General features: G+C 49.4%; 12 protein-coding genes. 11 read left to right on the top strand and 1 reads right to left on the bottom strand.

Going from position 1 to position 15632, the window contains the following annotated elements; all coding sequences use genetic code 11:
* The first annotated feature begins 139 nt into the window (after window positions 1-139).
* Together OMP95_RS11690 and OMP95_RS11685 are read left to right on the top strand one after the other, a co-directional pair.
* Window positions 140-1633 (top strand): phosphomannomutase, encoded by a 1494-nt coding sequence (locus tag OMP95_RS11690; RefSeq protein ID WP_266329027.1) that lies wholly within the window; start codon window positions 140-142, stop codon window positions 1631-1633.
* A 318-nt stretch (window positions 1634-1951) separates the two neighbouring features.
* Window positions 1952-3877: a putative bifunctional diguanylate cyclase/phosphodiesterase gene (locus OMP95_RS11685; RefSeq protein ID WP_266329025.1), complete on the top strand. Its 1926-nt coding sequence runs from the start codon at window positions 1952-1954 to the stop codon at window positions 3875-3877.
* Here OMP95_RS11685 and OMP95_RS11680 read toward each other — a convergent pair.
* Complete coding sequence (locus OMP95_RS11680; RefSeq protein ID WP_266329023.1) at window positions 3868-6516, bottom strand: PAS domain S-box protein; 2649 nt, start codon at window positions 6514-6516, stop codon at window positions 3868-3870. The genes OMP95_RS11685 and OMP95_RS11680 overlap by 10 nt on opposite strands.
* A 389-nt stretch (window positions 6517-6905) precedes the next feature.
* Here OMP95_RS11680 and OMP95_RS11675 point away from each other — a divergent pair, with 389 nt between their 5' ends.
* The 9 genes from OMP95_RS11675 (at window position 6906) to nuoI (ending at window position 15475) form a co-directional block, all read left to right on the top strand.
* The gene (locus OMP95_RS11675) at window positions 6906-7262 is read left to right on the top strand and encodes an NADH-quinone oxidoreductase subunit A (RefSeq protein ID WP_266329021.1); all 357 of its coding nucleotides are present in this window, start codon (window positions 6906-6908) and stop codon (window positions 7260-7262) included.
* Complete coding sequence (locus tag OMP95_RS11670) at window positions 7253-7735, top strand: NuoB/complex I 20 kDa subunit family protein (RefSeq protein WP_266329019.1); 483 nt, start codon at window positions 7253-7255, stop codon at window positions 7733-7735. Before OMP95_RS11675 ends, OMP95_RS11670 begins: the two co-directional genes overlap by 10 nt.
* An 11-nt stretch (window positions 7736-7746) precedes the next feature.
* Window positions 7747-8406, top strand: coding sequence for an NADH-quinone oxidoreductase subunit C (locus OMP95_RS11665; protein ID WP_266329017.1), 660 nt, complete (start codon window positions 7747-7749; stop codon window positions 8404-8406).
* Window positions 8407-8538: 132 nt separating this feature from the next.
* Window positions 8539-9792, top strand: coding sequence for an NADH-quinone oxidoreductase subunit D (locus OMP95_RS11660; protein ID WP_266329015.1), 1254 nt, complete (start codon window positions 8539-8541; stop codon window positions 9790-9792).
* The gene (gene nuoE / locus OMP95_RS11655) at window positions 9792-10307 is read left to right on the top strand and encodes an NADH-quinone oxidoreductase subunit NuoE (RefSeq protein ID WP_266329029.1); all 516 of its coding nucleotides are present in this window, start codon (window positions 9792-9794) and stop codon (window positions 10305-10307) included. Before OMP95_RS11660 ends, nuoE begins: the two co-directional genes overlap by 1 nt.
* Complete coding sequence (gene nuoF / locus OMP95_RS11650) at window positions 10298-11575, top strand: NADH-quinone oxidoreductase subunit NuoF (protein ID WP_266329013.1); 1278 nt, start codon at window positions 10298-10300, stop codon at window positions 11573-11575. Before nuoE ends, nuoF begins: the two co-directional genes overlap by 10 nt.
* A gap of 14 nt (window positions 11576-11589) precedes the next feature.
* Window positions 11590-13932 (top strand): NADH-quinone oxidoreductase subunit NuoG, encoded by a 2343-nt coding sequence (nuoG, locus tag OMP95_RS11645; protein ID WP_266329011.1) that lies wholly within the window; start codon window positions 11590-11592, stop codon window positions 13930-13932.
* Window positions 13929-14987 (top strand): NADH-quinone oxidoreductase subunit NuoH, encoded by a 1059-nt coding sequence (gene nuoH, locus OMP95_RS11640; protein ID WP_266329009.1) that lies wholly within the window; start codon window positions 13929-13931, stop codon window positions 14985-14987. The genes nuoG and nuoH overlap by 4 nt, the downstream gene beginning before the upstream one ends.
* Window positions 14987-15475 (top strand): NADH-quinone oxidoreductase subunit NuoI, encoded by a 489-nt coding sequence (nuoI, locus tag OMP95_RS11635; RefSeq protein ID WP_266329007.1) that lies wholly within the window; start codon window positions 14987-14989, stop codon window positions 15473-15475. The genes nuoH and nuoI overlap by 1 nt, the downstream gene beginning before the upstream one ends.
* Window positions 15476-15632 lie beyond the last annotated feature (157 nt).

Here is a 15632-nt window from a genome sequence, read left to right as displayed (position 1 = left end):
TGTCTGAAAAAGTGCCACTCGGCGTTGCTCGTCACTTATTTAGAATGACTAAACCGCGCTCCTCGCGCCTTGATTGACACTTTTTCAGACAACAACAGTGGTGAAGATGAAACGTCAACAGACCCTAGGTACACCAAAAATGAAAATAAAAATAGATGAACTGATGGCCCGCAGTGGCGTCAAGTTCGGTACCAGTGGCACACGTGGTCTTGTTGTCGATATGACGGATAAGGTCTGTTTTGCCTACGTTGTTGCTTTTTTGCAGCAGCAGATCACCCAGGGCCGGATTGCGGTGGGAGACAGAGTAGGGATCGCAGGCGATCTTCGCTCCAGTACTGACAGGATTATGAACGCGGTTGCGGCAGCCTGCGTTCACTGTGGTTTTCTCCCGCTAAACTATGGTTATATTCCGTCACCGGCGCTCGCGCTTTTCGGGCTGAATGCCAATATGGCAACCATTATGGTCACGGGCAGCCATATTCCTGACGATCGTAATGGCATTAAATTCAATTCACCCTTGGGCGAAATATTACATGCCGATGAGGTAGGGATTCGTAGCCAGCTGGTGGAACTGCCTGCTGCGCTTTTCAATAGTGATGACAGCTTGAAAGAGGGTGGTTTTCTCCCTGCTATTAGCCGTGAAGCCCATGATTATTATTTGCGGCGCTATCTCGACTTTTTGCCGGAGAAGTGTCTTCAGGGAAAAACCATTGGTTTGTATGAACACTCCGCTGTTACCAGAGAGTGCCTGAAAACGCTTTTGCATGAATTAGGGGCGTCGGTTGTTTCACTCGGACGCAGTGATAAGTTCATTTCCGTGGATACGGAAGCCATCCGTCCCGAGGATATCGCTCTCGCTAGAGAATGGTCACAAGCGCATAGCTTCGACGCTATCGTATCGACCGATGGTGATGGCGATCGGCCACTTATCAGTGATGAGCATGGTGAATGGTTACGTGGTGATATTGCCGGTATATTGTGTGCGCAGTTTCTGGGCGCAGATACGGTTATCACCCCTGTCAGCAGTAACTCGGCTGTAGAACAAAATTTATTTGCCAGGGTTATCAGAACTAAAATCGGTTCACCTTATGTTATTGAAGCCATGCAGCTTGCTGCAGAGACGGAGGGCCAAAAGGTTGTCGGCTATGAAGCCAATGGCGGTTTTCTCCAGCAATCGCCGCTTGAAAAATACAATCGCATACTTGCCCCATTGCCAACCAGAGACGCCGTTATTGTGATACTGAGCGTGATGCTGTTAGCGCAGCATGAACAGAAAAATATTTCAGAGCTCGTAGCCACATTACCTCAGCGTTTTACTGCAAGTGACAGGATCAAGAACTTTCTTAACAGCCACAGTAAGAATTTACTTGAACATCTGGTTTCACAGGGCAAGCTAAACCATATAGCGGTGACGAACTTGTTACCTGACTTTACCGAACCGGTAGCTTTAGATCTTACCGATGGGGTCAGGATTGTATTTGACAATAATGAGGTGGTTCATTTCAGGCCTTCAGGCAATGCCCCCGAACTGCGTTGTTATACCGAAGCTGATAGCCAAAGGCGCGCAGAGGATATTAACAGACAGGCATTGGCCGCCGTTTTCCGCTGGCAGGAACAGCAGGTTCAGGGGTAATATTTCAATGCTATTGAGACTACCTCAGTTCTCAAGAACCGCGCCTGACTACAAGCGCAGGTTAACAAAGGATGCTCAAAATTTAGTTACCGGGCCCCCTTTAGCGTGAAAAGGCCCGAATTTCCGGGTTTTTTATATCCGGGATTTACCCGCTGCTATAGATAGGTATCTATCTGAAATGACTAATATTTTTTATTGCATTATCTGACTATATGGATTAAAGATTAGCTGTCGCTATATGTAAACAATGGAGCCGAAAGGGATAGCTGAATGCATAAGGTCACAACAAGGAGTGACAAGATAGTCAAAAGTTCTGTAATGAAGCAGATTATGCCAGGGCTCAAAGTCGCGTCAATGTATGGTTTGTTTGCGACGTTATGGATTATCTTTTCTGACAAAGCCATTGATGCTATCGCGGTTAACAAAACCATGTTGTCTGCCTTGCAGACATGGAAAGGGCTGTTGTTTGTTGTGGTAACCACGCTGCTGGTATTTATGCTGGTGCAATATTATTTTTCGCTGCAGTGGCAGCTGATTGACGAGCTTAAGCAAAACCAGCAACGGCTCAACTTGATCCTCAATACCATTCCAAACGGTGTACAGGAAAACGATGCCGAAGGTCGGATTACCTATAGCAATTTGGCGCATCATCGCATTCTTGAGTATCCGCAGGGTTCACTGATTGGGCATCATATCTGGGATTTTCAGCCGGATGAAAATGAACAACAGCAACTGCAGGATTATATTCATTACCTTGTTGCCCATCAGCCTTCTCCGGAACCTTATATTACGCATAATCTGACCCGTGTTGGTCGTGACCGTATGGTGGAAGTGGTATGGGATTACAAACGCGACAATAATGGCAAGTTAACGGGATTTATCTCGGTGATTTCCGACATCACCCATGAGAAGGAACAGGAAAGAGAAATCCTGCAGCTCGCTTATTATGATCCGTTGACTAACCTGCCCAACCGTTTTCGGTCACTGGAACATCTGGCTAGTCTGCTGAAACAAGCCAAAAAATCCCAAACTCATCTTGCCGTGCTGGTTCTGGATCTGGATCATTTCAAGAAAATCAATGACACCCTCGGTCACGATATTGGTGACAAGTTGCTGAAGCAGGTAGCTGAGCGACTCGGCCATTGTCTGCATCAACAGCAGGTGCTGGGACGATTGGGGGGCGATGAGTTTATCGTTATGCACCGTGATGAGCGGGCGGATTCCAATCTTTCTACCCTGACTGAAGCGTTGCTGGATTTATTCAACTCGCCTTTTCATATAGACAAGCGAGAACTGATGCTGACAGCCAGTATCGGTGTCGCCATTTATCCCAATCATGGTGAAACGGTCTCGGAGTTACTGCGTAATGCCGATTCGGCAATGTTTTATGCCAAGGATAATGGCCGTAACACGCATGCTTATTTCACTCATGCCATGAATCTTGATATGACACGCCGCTTTGAAATAGAGGAGCAAATGCATTCGGCGCTGGAGCGCGGGGAATTCACCCTGATGTATCAGCCGCAGGTGGAGTTAAATCATGGCCGGATTGTAGGTGCAGAAGCCTTGCTCCGCTGGCATAACCCGGTACTGGGCGAGATTCCGCCCGATGAATTTATTTCTATTGCCGAGCAGACCACACATATTCTGCCTATTGGCCGTTTTGTGCTGGAGCAGTCGCTGAGATTTACGGGAGAGATTCAACAGCGTTTTGACCCGGACTTTCGTATGGCTATCAACTTATCCCCCTGTCAGTTCCAGGATTATGGCTTGATAAAACTGCTGCATGATCTTATTGAACAGTTTGCGGTGAAAGCGAGTCAGGTAGAGTTGGAAATTACCGAAGGTGTCTTGTTAAGTGGCTCCAGCCTGGTCGGGGAGACTTTGACAAAATTAACTGATATGAGCATTTCTCTGGCGATGGATGATTTTGGTACGGGCTACTCTTCACTCAGTTATCTTCGCAGTTACCCGTTTGATGTGCTTAAAATTGATCGGAGCTTTATTAATAATATTTCCAGCAAACCGACAGAGCGTGAGTTAATCAACGCTATTATTGCCATGTCTCAGGCGTTGGGATTGAAAGTGGTTGCTGAAGGGGTGGAAACTGAAGAACAAATGCAATTTTTGCAGACCATCGGTTGTGATTATGGCCAGGGGTATTATTTCAGCAAACCGCTAACTGAAGACGCATTAATCAAGTTCCTGGATAAGCAGTGCCAGGTAAGTCAACCTCAGGCCTGAGCATGGCTCAGTTCGTAAATTGCTCCTGAAAGTTTCTCAAAATCAATAGGTTTTGTCAGATAGCATTCAAATCCGGCTTCAATACCCTTATTGATGTCACTTTCCAGCGCATTGGCAGAAATGGCAATGACCTTGATATCACGTGTCACGGCAGATTGTTTGAGTTGTTGCAAGGCTTCAAAACCATCCATGCCGGGCAGATTAATATCCATCAGAATAATATCCGGTTCGTTTTCATGGGCGATGTTCAGGCCCTGTTCTGCCGTGGTGGCCGTCATCAGCCGGTAGTGACTATGACGGGCTGTAAATTGCTCAATCAGGTTTAGATTGGTCGGATTGTCTTCTATGCATAACAAGGATACGGTTTTTTGTTCAGAAGCTTCTGGCATGAAAGTTTCAGTGACTGCCGGTTTGGCTGGCGCAACAACCTGACTGGCCAGATCGGAACATTTAAGCTCAACCCAGAAGGTTGAACCGGCATTTGGCGAACTTTCAAAACCAAACCGGCCGCCCATTAACTTGATCAGTTCGTGACTGATAGCCAGTCCGATACCGGTTCCCGGAATTTCAGAACGCTCTTTGTCCAAACGGTTGAAGGGTTCAAACAGGCGAGACTGCATATTTTCATCAATGCCAAAACCACTGTCTTTCACGGCAATGCGAATGTCTCCGTTTAATTGCTGGCTGATCTTGATGTTAATGCTGCCTTGCGGGCGATTGTATTTGCTGGCATTGGAGAGCAGGTTGAGCAATACCTGTTTCAGTCTCAGATAATCAGCCTGAACATATAACTGGTTGATATTATCCGGATAATCAGTGCTCAGGGTCAGGGATAGCGGTGTTAATTGCACCTGGACCAACGGCAGAAGATGTTCGATCAGTGCTTTGACTTCGACATCTTCAACCGACATAGTCATATGGCCGCTTTCAATGCGGGATAAATCCAGCACATCGTTGATCAGACTGAGCAGGTGATTGCCGGAACTTTCAATCATTTCTATGGATTCGCGCTGGGAGTCATCCAGTTTTTCCATCTGCAATAGCTGAGAAAATCCGATAATGGCATTAAGCGGCGTGCGTAGTTCGTGACTCATTTTAGTCAGAAACTCACTCTTGGCCTGATTAGCCTGTTCAGCCTGATGCTTGGCAGTGATGAGTTCCTGCTGATATTGATGGCGCTCGGAGATATCTCTGATTACACCGATAAAGAATTTTTTGTTACCAAACTGCATAGGTGTGGCGTTGAGCTCAATCGGGAAAATACTGCCGTCTTTGCGCCTGGCTTCCAGGGTTCTGGTTTGGTGAATAATCCGGGGCGCATGCAAATCTGATTGTTTAAGATATTGGTCATGCTGCCGACGCTCAGAGGGAGGTAGCAGGATAGAGATCGACTGCTGCAGCAATTCCGTGGTTGAGTAGCCAAATAAGGTACTGACAGCCGGGTTGACCATGGTGATGAAGCCTTCGCTGTTGATGGTGACAAAACCATCCGCTGTCTGATTGATAATGGCATCTCGCTGCTGCAAAGATGCCAGACGCTGAAGCGTGGAGCGCCGGTATAAGTAAGTGGCAGCCGCCGTCATCAAAATAACCACGACAAGACTGAAAATAACGCTGTAGAGGATGGAACGATAGAGTTTGTAGACTTCGGCCACTTCGGTTTCAGTCACTATGCCCATGTCTAATTCATCATCCCAGCGCCAGCTGCCGATAACTTCAATGCCGCGATAATCGCGGTAGCCTTCAATGTTGATGCCGGCATTTTTCTGGGAAAGAGATTGTGCCACCAGTGTCAACGGAGCCTCGAGCATCGTGTCTGTGCTTTTATTTTTGAGTCTGTGTATGTATTGACCGGGATCGGTGACTCTCAGATTCAATTCGGCATGCAAGTGTTGATCTGACAACAAACCCGCGTTGGTCAGTTGATCACTGAATTTGCTCTCGGTCAGCAACAGACCGTTTTCATCGACCGCATAAGTCTGGCCTGTCTGACCAATCTGGTTAAAATGAAAGGTGGGAATAAATAAAAGATCAGGATCCCACTCAAAAGCGAATAAGGCTACGGTCTCACCATACCAGTCCATAACCGGTGAAATAACCAGCATGGTGGCAAGATTGGGCAGCATATTGCCATGGATATCGCGCCAGATCTGACTGCTTTTAAAAGGATGGCTAAAGACGACTTGTCCCTGCCAGGCCTGTTTGACAAGCTGGGAGGGCAGATTGAAGGTCCGGGGGGAGCTTTCAATACCATTACGGCCTGATAATAATATCTGGCCCTGACGGTTAAGCAGTTTGAAGTCCCGATAATTTTCTGCTTCAACGACGGCGGACAGACTCATATCCAGACGATTGAACAGATCTGGCTGAACAGCCTGCGCACCACCGGCATTTATTATTTGTGCGATCTGGCGTAAGGACATATTTTCAGCCCAGTAAACGGTATTTCTTTTATGATTGCGCAGATCCTGTTTTGCTTTGGTGATAGAAGCTTCAAGCGTGTCATTAATGCGAGTTTTGACATCTTCTTGGATCAGAGAAAACAGATAGGCTGCTGCGGTACTGGCGCAGCCCACAGCGATGAAGATCAGAAGGGCCGCGACCACGATGGGGTTACTGAAAAATTTGTTTCTACTCACGGAAGCTGTTGAATCCTTGCCCTGCAGTTTTGTTACCATATTTCAGTCTGTTAGAGCGGCTACGAAAATTCACACGTATCACGTGAACATGGACGACATCTGGCTGTCATCTATAGCACAACGATAAAAAAATGGATAGCAACAAAACAGTCAGTCCGGCAGCTATTTAGTCTCTAATTGCAGCATGGTTGTATTCTTGCAGCCCAGTAGAATAGTGAATGAGTGCCGAAACAAATTCATCGTTTATTGCCGCTTCTCATCACTGGCCAGAGTGTGTAGTATCGTGTGTGGATGGTTGCCAGAAGGGCGGCCATGCTCAATCAGGGGCATGAGCAAAGGCGCGAGTCAATCATGCTGAATTGATTCATAAAACCGTAAGGATGGACAGTATGCTGGAGAATTATCTCCCGATATTGTTGTTTGTAATCATCGGTATCGGCTTCGGTGTGATGCCGTTGCTGGTTGGTTTTATTTTGGGTCCCCGTCATCCCGATGACGAAAAGCGCTCTGCCTATGAGTGTGGTTTTGCACCTTTTGAAGATGCACATATGAAATTCGATGTGCGGTATTACCTGGTTGCTATTCTGTTTATTATCTTCGATCTGGAGATTGCGTTTTTATTCCCCTGGGCTGTGGTGCTTGATGAAATCGGGGTGTTCGGTTTGCTTTCCATGTTTTTGTTCCTCGCCATTCTGGTAGTGGGCTTTATTTACGAATGGAAAAAAGGAGCGCTGGAATGGGAATAGAAGGTGTTCTGGAAAAAGGGGTGGTCACCACCTCTGCTGACAAACTGATCAACTGGGCCAGAACCGGTTCGCTGTGGCCAATGACTTTTGGTCTGGCCTGTTGCGCGGTGGAAATGATGCACGCTGGTGCTGCCCGTTACGATCTGGACCGTTTTGGCGTGGTGTTCCGTCCCAGTCCGCGGCAGTCTGATGTGATGATTGTGGCCGGTACGTTGGTGAATAAAATGGCGCCTGCCCTGCGTAAAGTCTATGACCAGATGTCAGAGCCGCGCTGGGTGATTTCCATGGGCTCCTGTGCCAATGGTGGCGGTTATTATCACTATTCCTATTCTGTTGTGCGTGGCTGTGACCGCATTGTTCCCGTTGATATATATGTACCCGGTTGCCCGCCTACCGCCGAAGCCTTACTTTACGGCATTCTGCAATTGCAGAAAAAAATTCAGCGCACCAACACCATAGCTCGCAAAGATTAGACCGGAGCCGAATGATGCAAGCGTTGAAAGCCAGACTGGAACAGGATTTTGCGGACGAGTTACTGGATTGCGATCTGGAGCGTGGCGAAATCACCTTGCATGTCGCCAATGACCAAATTAGATCGGTATGCCTGCGCCTGCGTGATGAATTCGGCTTTGAACAACTGATGGATTTATGCGGGGTCGATTATTCCGACTATGGCAGCAGCGCCTGGGAAACCACACAGTCTTCCGAATTCGGTTTCAGCCGGGCGGTCGATGGATTTGGTCATGCCGAACCGGTTGCGGATGGTTTCCGTTTTGCCGTGGTTTATCACCTGTTATCGTTGCAGCATAACCAACGGCTCCGTATTAAAGTGCGGCTGGAGGCGGAACATCCGGTGATCGACAGTGTGACATCAATCTGGAACAGTGCTGAATGGTTTGAGCGCGAAGCCTTTGATATGTTCGGCATATTGTTCAGCGGTCATCAGGATCTGCGTCGTATCCTGACGGATTATGGTTTTGTCGGATATCCATTCCGTAAGGACTTTCCGCTTATCGGCAATGTTGAGATGCGTTACGATCCGGAAAAAAAACGGGTGGTGTATGAACCGGTCAGTATTGAGCCCAGAACGCTGGTGCCCAAAGTTATTCGTGATGATAACCGTTATTACAAGGATGAAGGCTAGTGCTCTATCCCCTAATTCACAGCAAGGCGCAGCGCGCAGTGAATGGCTGTTCCCTTTGCAAGCGCGGTAATGAAGCTGCGGGATACCACGGCAACGCTGAAGCGGCTATTAAGTACGGGATAGAGCACTAAAATGGCTGAAATCAAGAACTACACACTCAACTTCGGTCCCCAGCATCCGGCGGCACATGGGGTGTTGCGCTTGATTCTGGAGATGGACGGCGAAGTGATTGTACGTGCCGATCCGCATATCGGTTTGTTGCATCGCGGTACTGAAAAACTGGCAGAATCAAAACCGTTTAACCAGAGCATCGGTTATATGGACCGTCTTGACTATGTGTCGATGATGTCTAATGAACACGCCTATGTGATGGCTATTGAAAAACTGCTGGGTATCGATGTGCCGATCCGGGCCAAGTATATCCGGGTAATGTTTGATGAGATTACCCGCATACTCAACCATCTGATGTGGCTGGGCGCACACGGTCTGGATATCGGTGCGATGACCGTATTTTTGTATTGCTTCCGTGAGCGTGAAGATCTGATGGATGTTTATGAAGCCGTTTCAGGCGCACGTATGCACGCGACTTACTATCGTCCCGGCGGTGTTTATCGGGATCTGCCTGACAGCATGCCACAGTACCAGGCATCCAAATGGCACAGCGAAAAAGAGGTTAAACAAAAGAACCGCAATCGTGAAGGCAGCCTGCTCGATTTTATCGAAGACTTTAGCCGCCGTTTCCCTAAGTGTGTCGATGACTACGAAACGCTGCTTACCGACAACCGGATCTGGAAACAACGTACTGTGGGGATTGGTGTGGTATCGCCGGAACGTGCCATGCAACTGGGGTTCAGCGGGCCTATGCTGAGAGGCTCCGGCATTGAATGGGACTTGCGTCGCAAGCAACCCTACGCCGTCTACGACCGCCTGGATTTTGATATTCCGGTGGGGACTGAAGGTGATTGCTATGACCGGTATCTGGTCAGAGTGGAAGAAATGCGCCAGTCCAATCACATCATTAAACAGTGTATTGACTGGCTCAGGGCTAATCCCGGTCCGGTCATTCTGGAAAACAGCAAAGTCGTACCACCCAAACGGGCGGTGATGAAGGATGATATGGAAGCCCTGATTCATCACTTCAAGCTGTTTACCGAAGGTTATTGCGTGCCGGAAGGCGAGGTCTACGCTGCGGTTGAGCATCCGAAAGGGGAGTTTGGCATCTATATGATTTCTGATGGTGCCAACAAACCTTACCGGGTCAAAATCCGTGCCCCCGGTTTCCCACACCTGGCAGCCATGGATGAAATGAGTAAAGGCCATATGCTGGCCGACGTGGTCGCTATTATCGGCACAATGGATATTGTATTTGGCGAGATTGATCGGTGATGGAAATGCAGCTGGCCGGGACACGGGAACAATTATTTAATAAAGCGCTGCGTAGCGAGATGGATAGGTGGATTGCCAAGTATCCGGCCGGGCAGAGCCAGTCAGCGTTGATCCCCTGTCTGCATCTACTGCAGGCGGCTAATGACGGCTGGTTGAGTCGTCCTATCATGGATGCGTTGGCGGCATATCTGTCGATTCCTGCGATCAGTGTTTATGAAGTCGCCACCTTCTACAATATGTTTGAGCTGGAGCCGGTGGGCAAACACAAAATCAATGTCTGCACCAATATTTCCTGCATGTTGTGTGGTTCCGAGAAGATTATGGCGCACTTGCAACAGCGTTTGAATATCAAGCCGGGACAAACCACCGAGGATGGTTTGTTCACATTGAAAGAAGCCGAGTGTCTGGGGGCCTGCTGTGGCGCGCCGATGTTGCTGCTGGATAAGGAGTATCACGAATTTCTGACTGTGGAAAAAGTGGACGCCTTGCTGGACGGGATTGAGTCATGCAGTTAGATCAAATCTGTTTTCGCACTTCGCATCTGAGTCCTTCATGGACGCTGCAAACCTATCGTCAGGTAGGCGGTTACAAGGTGCTCGAAGAGGTGCTCAAACAGAAGATGCGGCCGGAAGACATTATCGAGCAGGTCAAAAATTCGGCGCTGCGGGGGCGGGGCGGGGCCGGTTTTCCCACCGGCTTGAAATGGAGTTTTATGCCCAGACGCATGCCCGGGGACAAATATCTTGTCTGCAACTCAGATGAAGGTGAACCCGGCACCTGTAAAGATCGGGATATTCTGCGTTTTAATCCACATCAACTGATCGAAGGCATGATCATCGCCGGTTATACCACCGGTGCACAGACAGGGTATAACTACATTCGCGGTGAATTCTTTGAACCCACCGAGCGATTTGAAGCGGCCTTGGAAGAGGCGTATGACGCCGGTTATCTGGGTAAAAACATTCTGGGCAGCGGCTTTAATTTTGAACTGTATACCCATATAGGGGCGGGCGCTTATATCTGTGGTGAGGAAACCGCCTTGCTGGAATCGCTGGAGGGTAAAAAAGGGCTGCCACGCTACAAGCCGCCATTTCCCGCTGGTTATGGTCTTTATGGCAGACCGACCACAATTAATAATACGGAGAGCCTGGCTTCGATTCCGGTCATTTTGCAATATGGCGGTGAGTGGTTTCATGAACTGGGTACGCCGAATAACGGTGGCACCAAGATTTTCTGCATGTCGGGTCATGTCAACAAACCGGCTAATTATGAAGTGCCATTGGGTACGCCGTTTGCCGAGTTACTGGAACTGGCGGGCGGGGTGCGCGATGGTAATAAGCTGAAAGCGGTTATTCCAGGTGGTACCTCCACGCCGGTTGTACCCGGTGACACGATGATGGAACTGGACATGAGTTATGACGGCATAGGCAAAGGCGGTTCGATGCTTGGTGCCGGTTCGGTGATCGTAATGGATGAAAAAACCTGTATGGTCAAAGCTCTGCAACGCATTGCCTATTTTTATTATGAAGAATCCTGCGGTCAATGTACCCCTTGCCGCGAAGGCACCGGCTGGTTGTATCGGGTGATCAAACGTATCGAAGAAGGCAGTGGCCGGCAGGAGGATCTGGATCGTCTGGTTGATGTGGCAAATAACATCAACGGCAACACTATCTGTGCTCTGGGCGATGCAGCCGCAGCACCGGTAATGAGTTTTATCAAACATTTCCGTGATGAATTTCAGTATCACATCGATCACGGATGCTGCCTGGATAACACGGAATAAAAGACTGAACTGACATGGTTAACATCGAAATCGACGGTATTCCGCTCAAAGTGGATGCAACAAAAATGATTATTCAGGCCGCTGACGAAGCCGGTATTGATATCCCTCGTTTTTGTTATCACAAAAAACTGTCGATTGCGGCTAACTGCCGGATGTGTCTGGTGGAAGTCGACAAGGCGCGTAAAGCCATGCCCGCCTGTGCGACGCCTGTCTCTGAGGGTATGAAGGTTTTCACCCACTCCAAAGTGGCGGTTAATGCCCAGCGCAGTGTGATGGAATTCCTGCTGATCAACCATCCGCTCGATTGCCCGATTTGTGATCAGGGCGGTGAGTGTGAACTGCAGGATCTCTCCATGGGATATGGCGAAGGAGTAAGCCGCTTCACTGAACGCAAACGGGTGGTCAAGGATAAGAATATCGGCCCCTTGATTCAGACCGATATGACCCGCTGTATTCATTGTACCCGTTGCGTGCGCTTCGGCCAGGAGATTGCCGGTATCAAGGAACTCGGTGCTACCGGTCGTGGTGAACATACGGAAATCGGCACTTATGTCGAACACAGCCTGGTGTCGGAATTATCCGGCAATATTATTGACCTGTGCCCGGTCGGCGCTTTGACGTCCAAACCCTTCCGCTATAAAGCCCGTGCCTGGGAACTGACTGCACATCCGTCGATTGCCCCGCATGATGCCGTTGGTTCCAATATTGAACTGCATGTCAGCAGAAACGAAGTCATGCGGGTGGTACCCAGAGATAATGAAGCCGTGAACGAAGCCTGGCTGTCTGATCGGGATCGTTTCAGTTATCTGGGGTTAACACATCAGGATCGTGCCTTGCAGCCGATGATAAAGGTTGACGGTGAGTGGCAAACGGTAGCGTGGCAGACTGCACTGGAAACGGCGGTGGATGGCCTGAAAACCCTTATCAACAAACATGGTGCGGGAGAGGTGGGGGGCTTGATTTCGCCGACGGCAACGCTGGAAGAAGCTTTCCTGTTCCAGAAGTGGTTGCGAGGTCTGGGCACAGACAATATTGATCACCGTTTGCGCCAGCAGGACTTTGCCGATGCTGCTGCTGATTATTCGGTCAATGACTGGGCCTTGGCTGATATTGAAGACAGTGATGCTATTTTGCTGCTGGGCACCAATATCCGTGCTGAACAGCCCATCATCGCCCATCGTATACGGCAGGCGGCGTTGGCAGGCTGTGTCGTCACCGATATTAATTTTTTCATCAACGAATTATTGATGCCGGTAGAGAGACAACTGGCGGAAGATGCCGGTGGCTTGATTTCCACCCTGGCCGGTGTGGCCAAAGCACTGACTGCAGTGTCAGTCGAGGGCGCAGAAAAATGGCTGGAGTTACTGCCGGAACGGTCACCGACTGCCTTTGAGCAGAATGTTGCCTTGCAGCTGTCTAACGCGATGAATGCGACCTTGTTTGTAGGTGATCTGATTAATCACCATCCACATTCCAGCAAGATGCGTGCATTGGCAGCGTTGATTGCCCGTCTTAGTGAGAGCCGCTTGATTATTCTACCTGCTGCCAACAGCAATGGGCATATGATTGCTGCGACGGTGCCGCAACAGGGCGGGTTGAATGCGGCGCAGATGTGGCAACGGGCGTTACGTGCTTATGTGCTGATGGGCGTTGAGCCGTTGCTGGATACGGCGAATCCGGCAGCAGTCCGGCAATCCCTGCAACGGGCCAGTTTTGTAGTGGCGTTGAACAGTTTTGTCAGTGACACCATTCTGGAATACGCCGATGTGATTCTGCCGGTAGCGAGTTTTGTCGAAACCTCGGGCACTTTTGTCGGCATTGATCAGCAATGGCAGCGGTTTGCCGGGGCTGTGCAGCCACGTGGCGACAGCCGTCCCGGCTGGAAGATTCTGCGCGTATTGGGCAATGTCAGCAAGCTTAAGGGGTTTGACTATATTTCATCACAAGACATTATTGATGAACTGCAAATCTGGCAGAAAATCAGCAATAAAAAAATTTCTGTCAGCTTTGTTCCGGAGTCGCTGGCTGTAGAAACCGGGCTGATGATGATTTCAGAAGTGCCCATGTACCGTAGCGACAGTCTGTTGCGCCACAGCAATGCGCTGCAGCAGACACCGGAAAATAAGGCCGCGGCTGTAGCCAGAATTAATCAGAAAGAAGCTGACAGCCATAAGCTTTCGGTTCAGCAGCCGGTGGTGATAACACAAGATGACAAGCAGATTTCCCTGCCGCTGCAGATAGATAACGATATTGCGGATGGCTGTATTTATGTTGCAGCGGCGACTGAATTCAGTGCTTTACTGGGCAACATGTTCGGTCTGGTCTCAGTCTCACCGGCAGGAGGAGAGCAAACATGATGGATATGCTGCTCGAGCACATTCTGCCCAATATCGGCAAAATATTGCTGATTGTGGTGCCATTGATGCTCGCTGTAGCCTATCTGACTTATGCCGAACGTAAAGTGATCGGTTATATCCAGGCCCGTATCGGCCCCAATCGGGTTGGCCCCTGGGGCTTGCTGCAACCGATTGCAGATGGTTTGAAGCTGGCGCTGAAAGAAGTGATTTTCCCGGCCAGATCCAATCTGTATCTGTTTCTGGTAGCACCGGTACTGGCCATGGGACCGGCGCTGGCAGCCTGGGCAGTCATGCCGTTTGATGCCGGTCTGGTGCTGGCCGATATTGATGCCGGTCTGCTTTATATTCTGGCAATTACCTCAATGAGCGTATATGGCGTGGTGGTGGCCGGCTGGGCATCCAATTCGCGTTATGCCTTTCTGGGCGCTTTGCGCTCAGCGGCGCAGGTCGTGTCCTATGAAATAGCTATGGGTTTTGCTTTAGTCGGTGTATTGATCGCGGCGGGCAGCCTGAATCTGGGCGAGATTGTTCTGGCCCAGCAGGGCGGTATTCTGCACTGGTTCTGGTTGCCCTTGCTACCGTTGTTTGTGATTTATTTTGTATCCGGTGTCGCCGAAACCAACCGGGCGCCTTTTGATATTGCCGAAGGCGAGTCGGAAATTGTAGCCGGGTTCCATGTGGAATATTCAGGCATGGCCTTTGCCGTGTTTTTCATTGCTGAATATGCCGATATGATTTTGATTTCCATGCTGGCAGCTGTGATGTTTATGGGCGGTTGGCTGTCACCATTTGAAGGCATTCCGGTGCTGGAGGATCTGTTTTCCTGGGTGCCGGGGCTGATCTGGCTGCTGGCTAAAACCAGCTTTTTCCTGTTTATCTACCTCTGGATTCGGGCCACCTTCCCGCGTTATCGTTATGATCAGATCATGCGTTTGGGCTGGAAAGTGTTTATTCCGATCACACTGATATGGTTGGTGATAGTGTCGACGGCACAGGTGCTGGATATCGGCCCGTGGTTTACTGAACAAGCTGCTGTGGCAGTGGGAGAGGCGTGATGAACAAAATACGCCATTTCTTCAAAAGCTTTTTATTGTGGGAGTTAATGCAGGGATTAAGGCTGACCGGACGTCACCTGTTTACCAGAAAAATTACCGTACAGTATCCGGAAGAGAAAACACCGCAATCTCCCAGATTCCGTGGTTTGCATGCGTTGCGCCGCTACCCGAACGGTGAGGAGCGCTGTATCGGCTGCAAATTGTGCGAGGCGGTGTGTCCGGCGCTGGCGATTACTATCGAGACCGAACCGCGTGAGGATGGCAGCCGCCGGACCACCCGTTACGATATTGATTTGTTTAAGTGCGTTTACTGCGGATTTTGTGAAGAATCCTGTCCGGTGGACGCGATTGTGGAGACGCGCCTGTTCGAGTTTCACTTCGAGGAACGGGGTGATCATATTATCAGCAAAGATAAATTACTGGCGATTGGGGACAAAAATGAAGATCAGATTGCTGCAGATCGGGCGGCAGACGCCCCTTATCGCTGATATGGCCTGCTAATGGAACAAGTCATTTTTTACGCTTTTGCTGCAATTTTACTGTTTGCCGCGACCATGGTGATTACCGTGCGTAACCCTGTGCGGGCGGCTTTGTTTCTGGTGCTGGCTTTTTTTACCAGTGCCGGTATCTGGTTGATGCTCGAAG

This window comes from Methylophaga sp. OBS4 (genome assembly GCF_026319305.1).
Classification (GTDB): Bacteria; Pseudomonadota; Gammaproteobacteria; order Nitrosococcales; family Methylophagaceae; genus Methylophaga.
The sequence above is the reverse complement of the archived record's forward strand: the minus strand, read 5'-3'. Positions and strand labels throughout refer to the sequence as shown.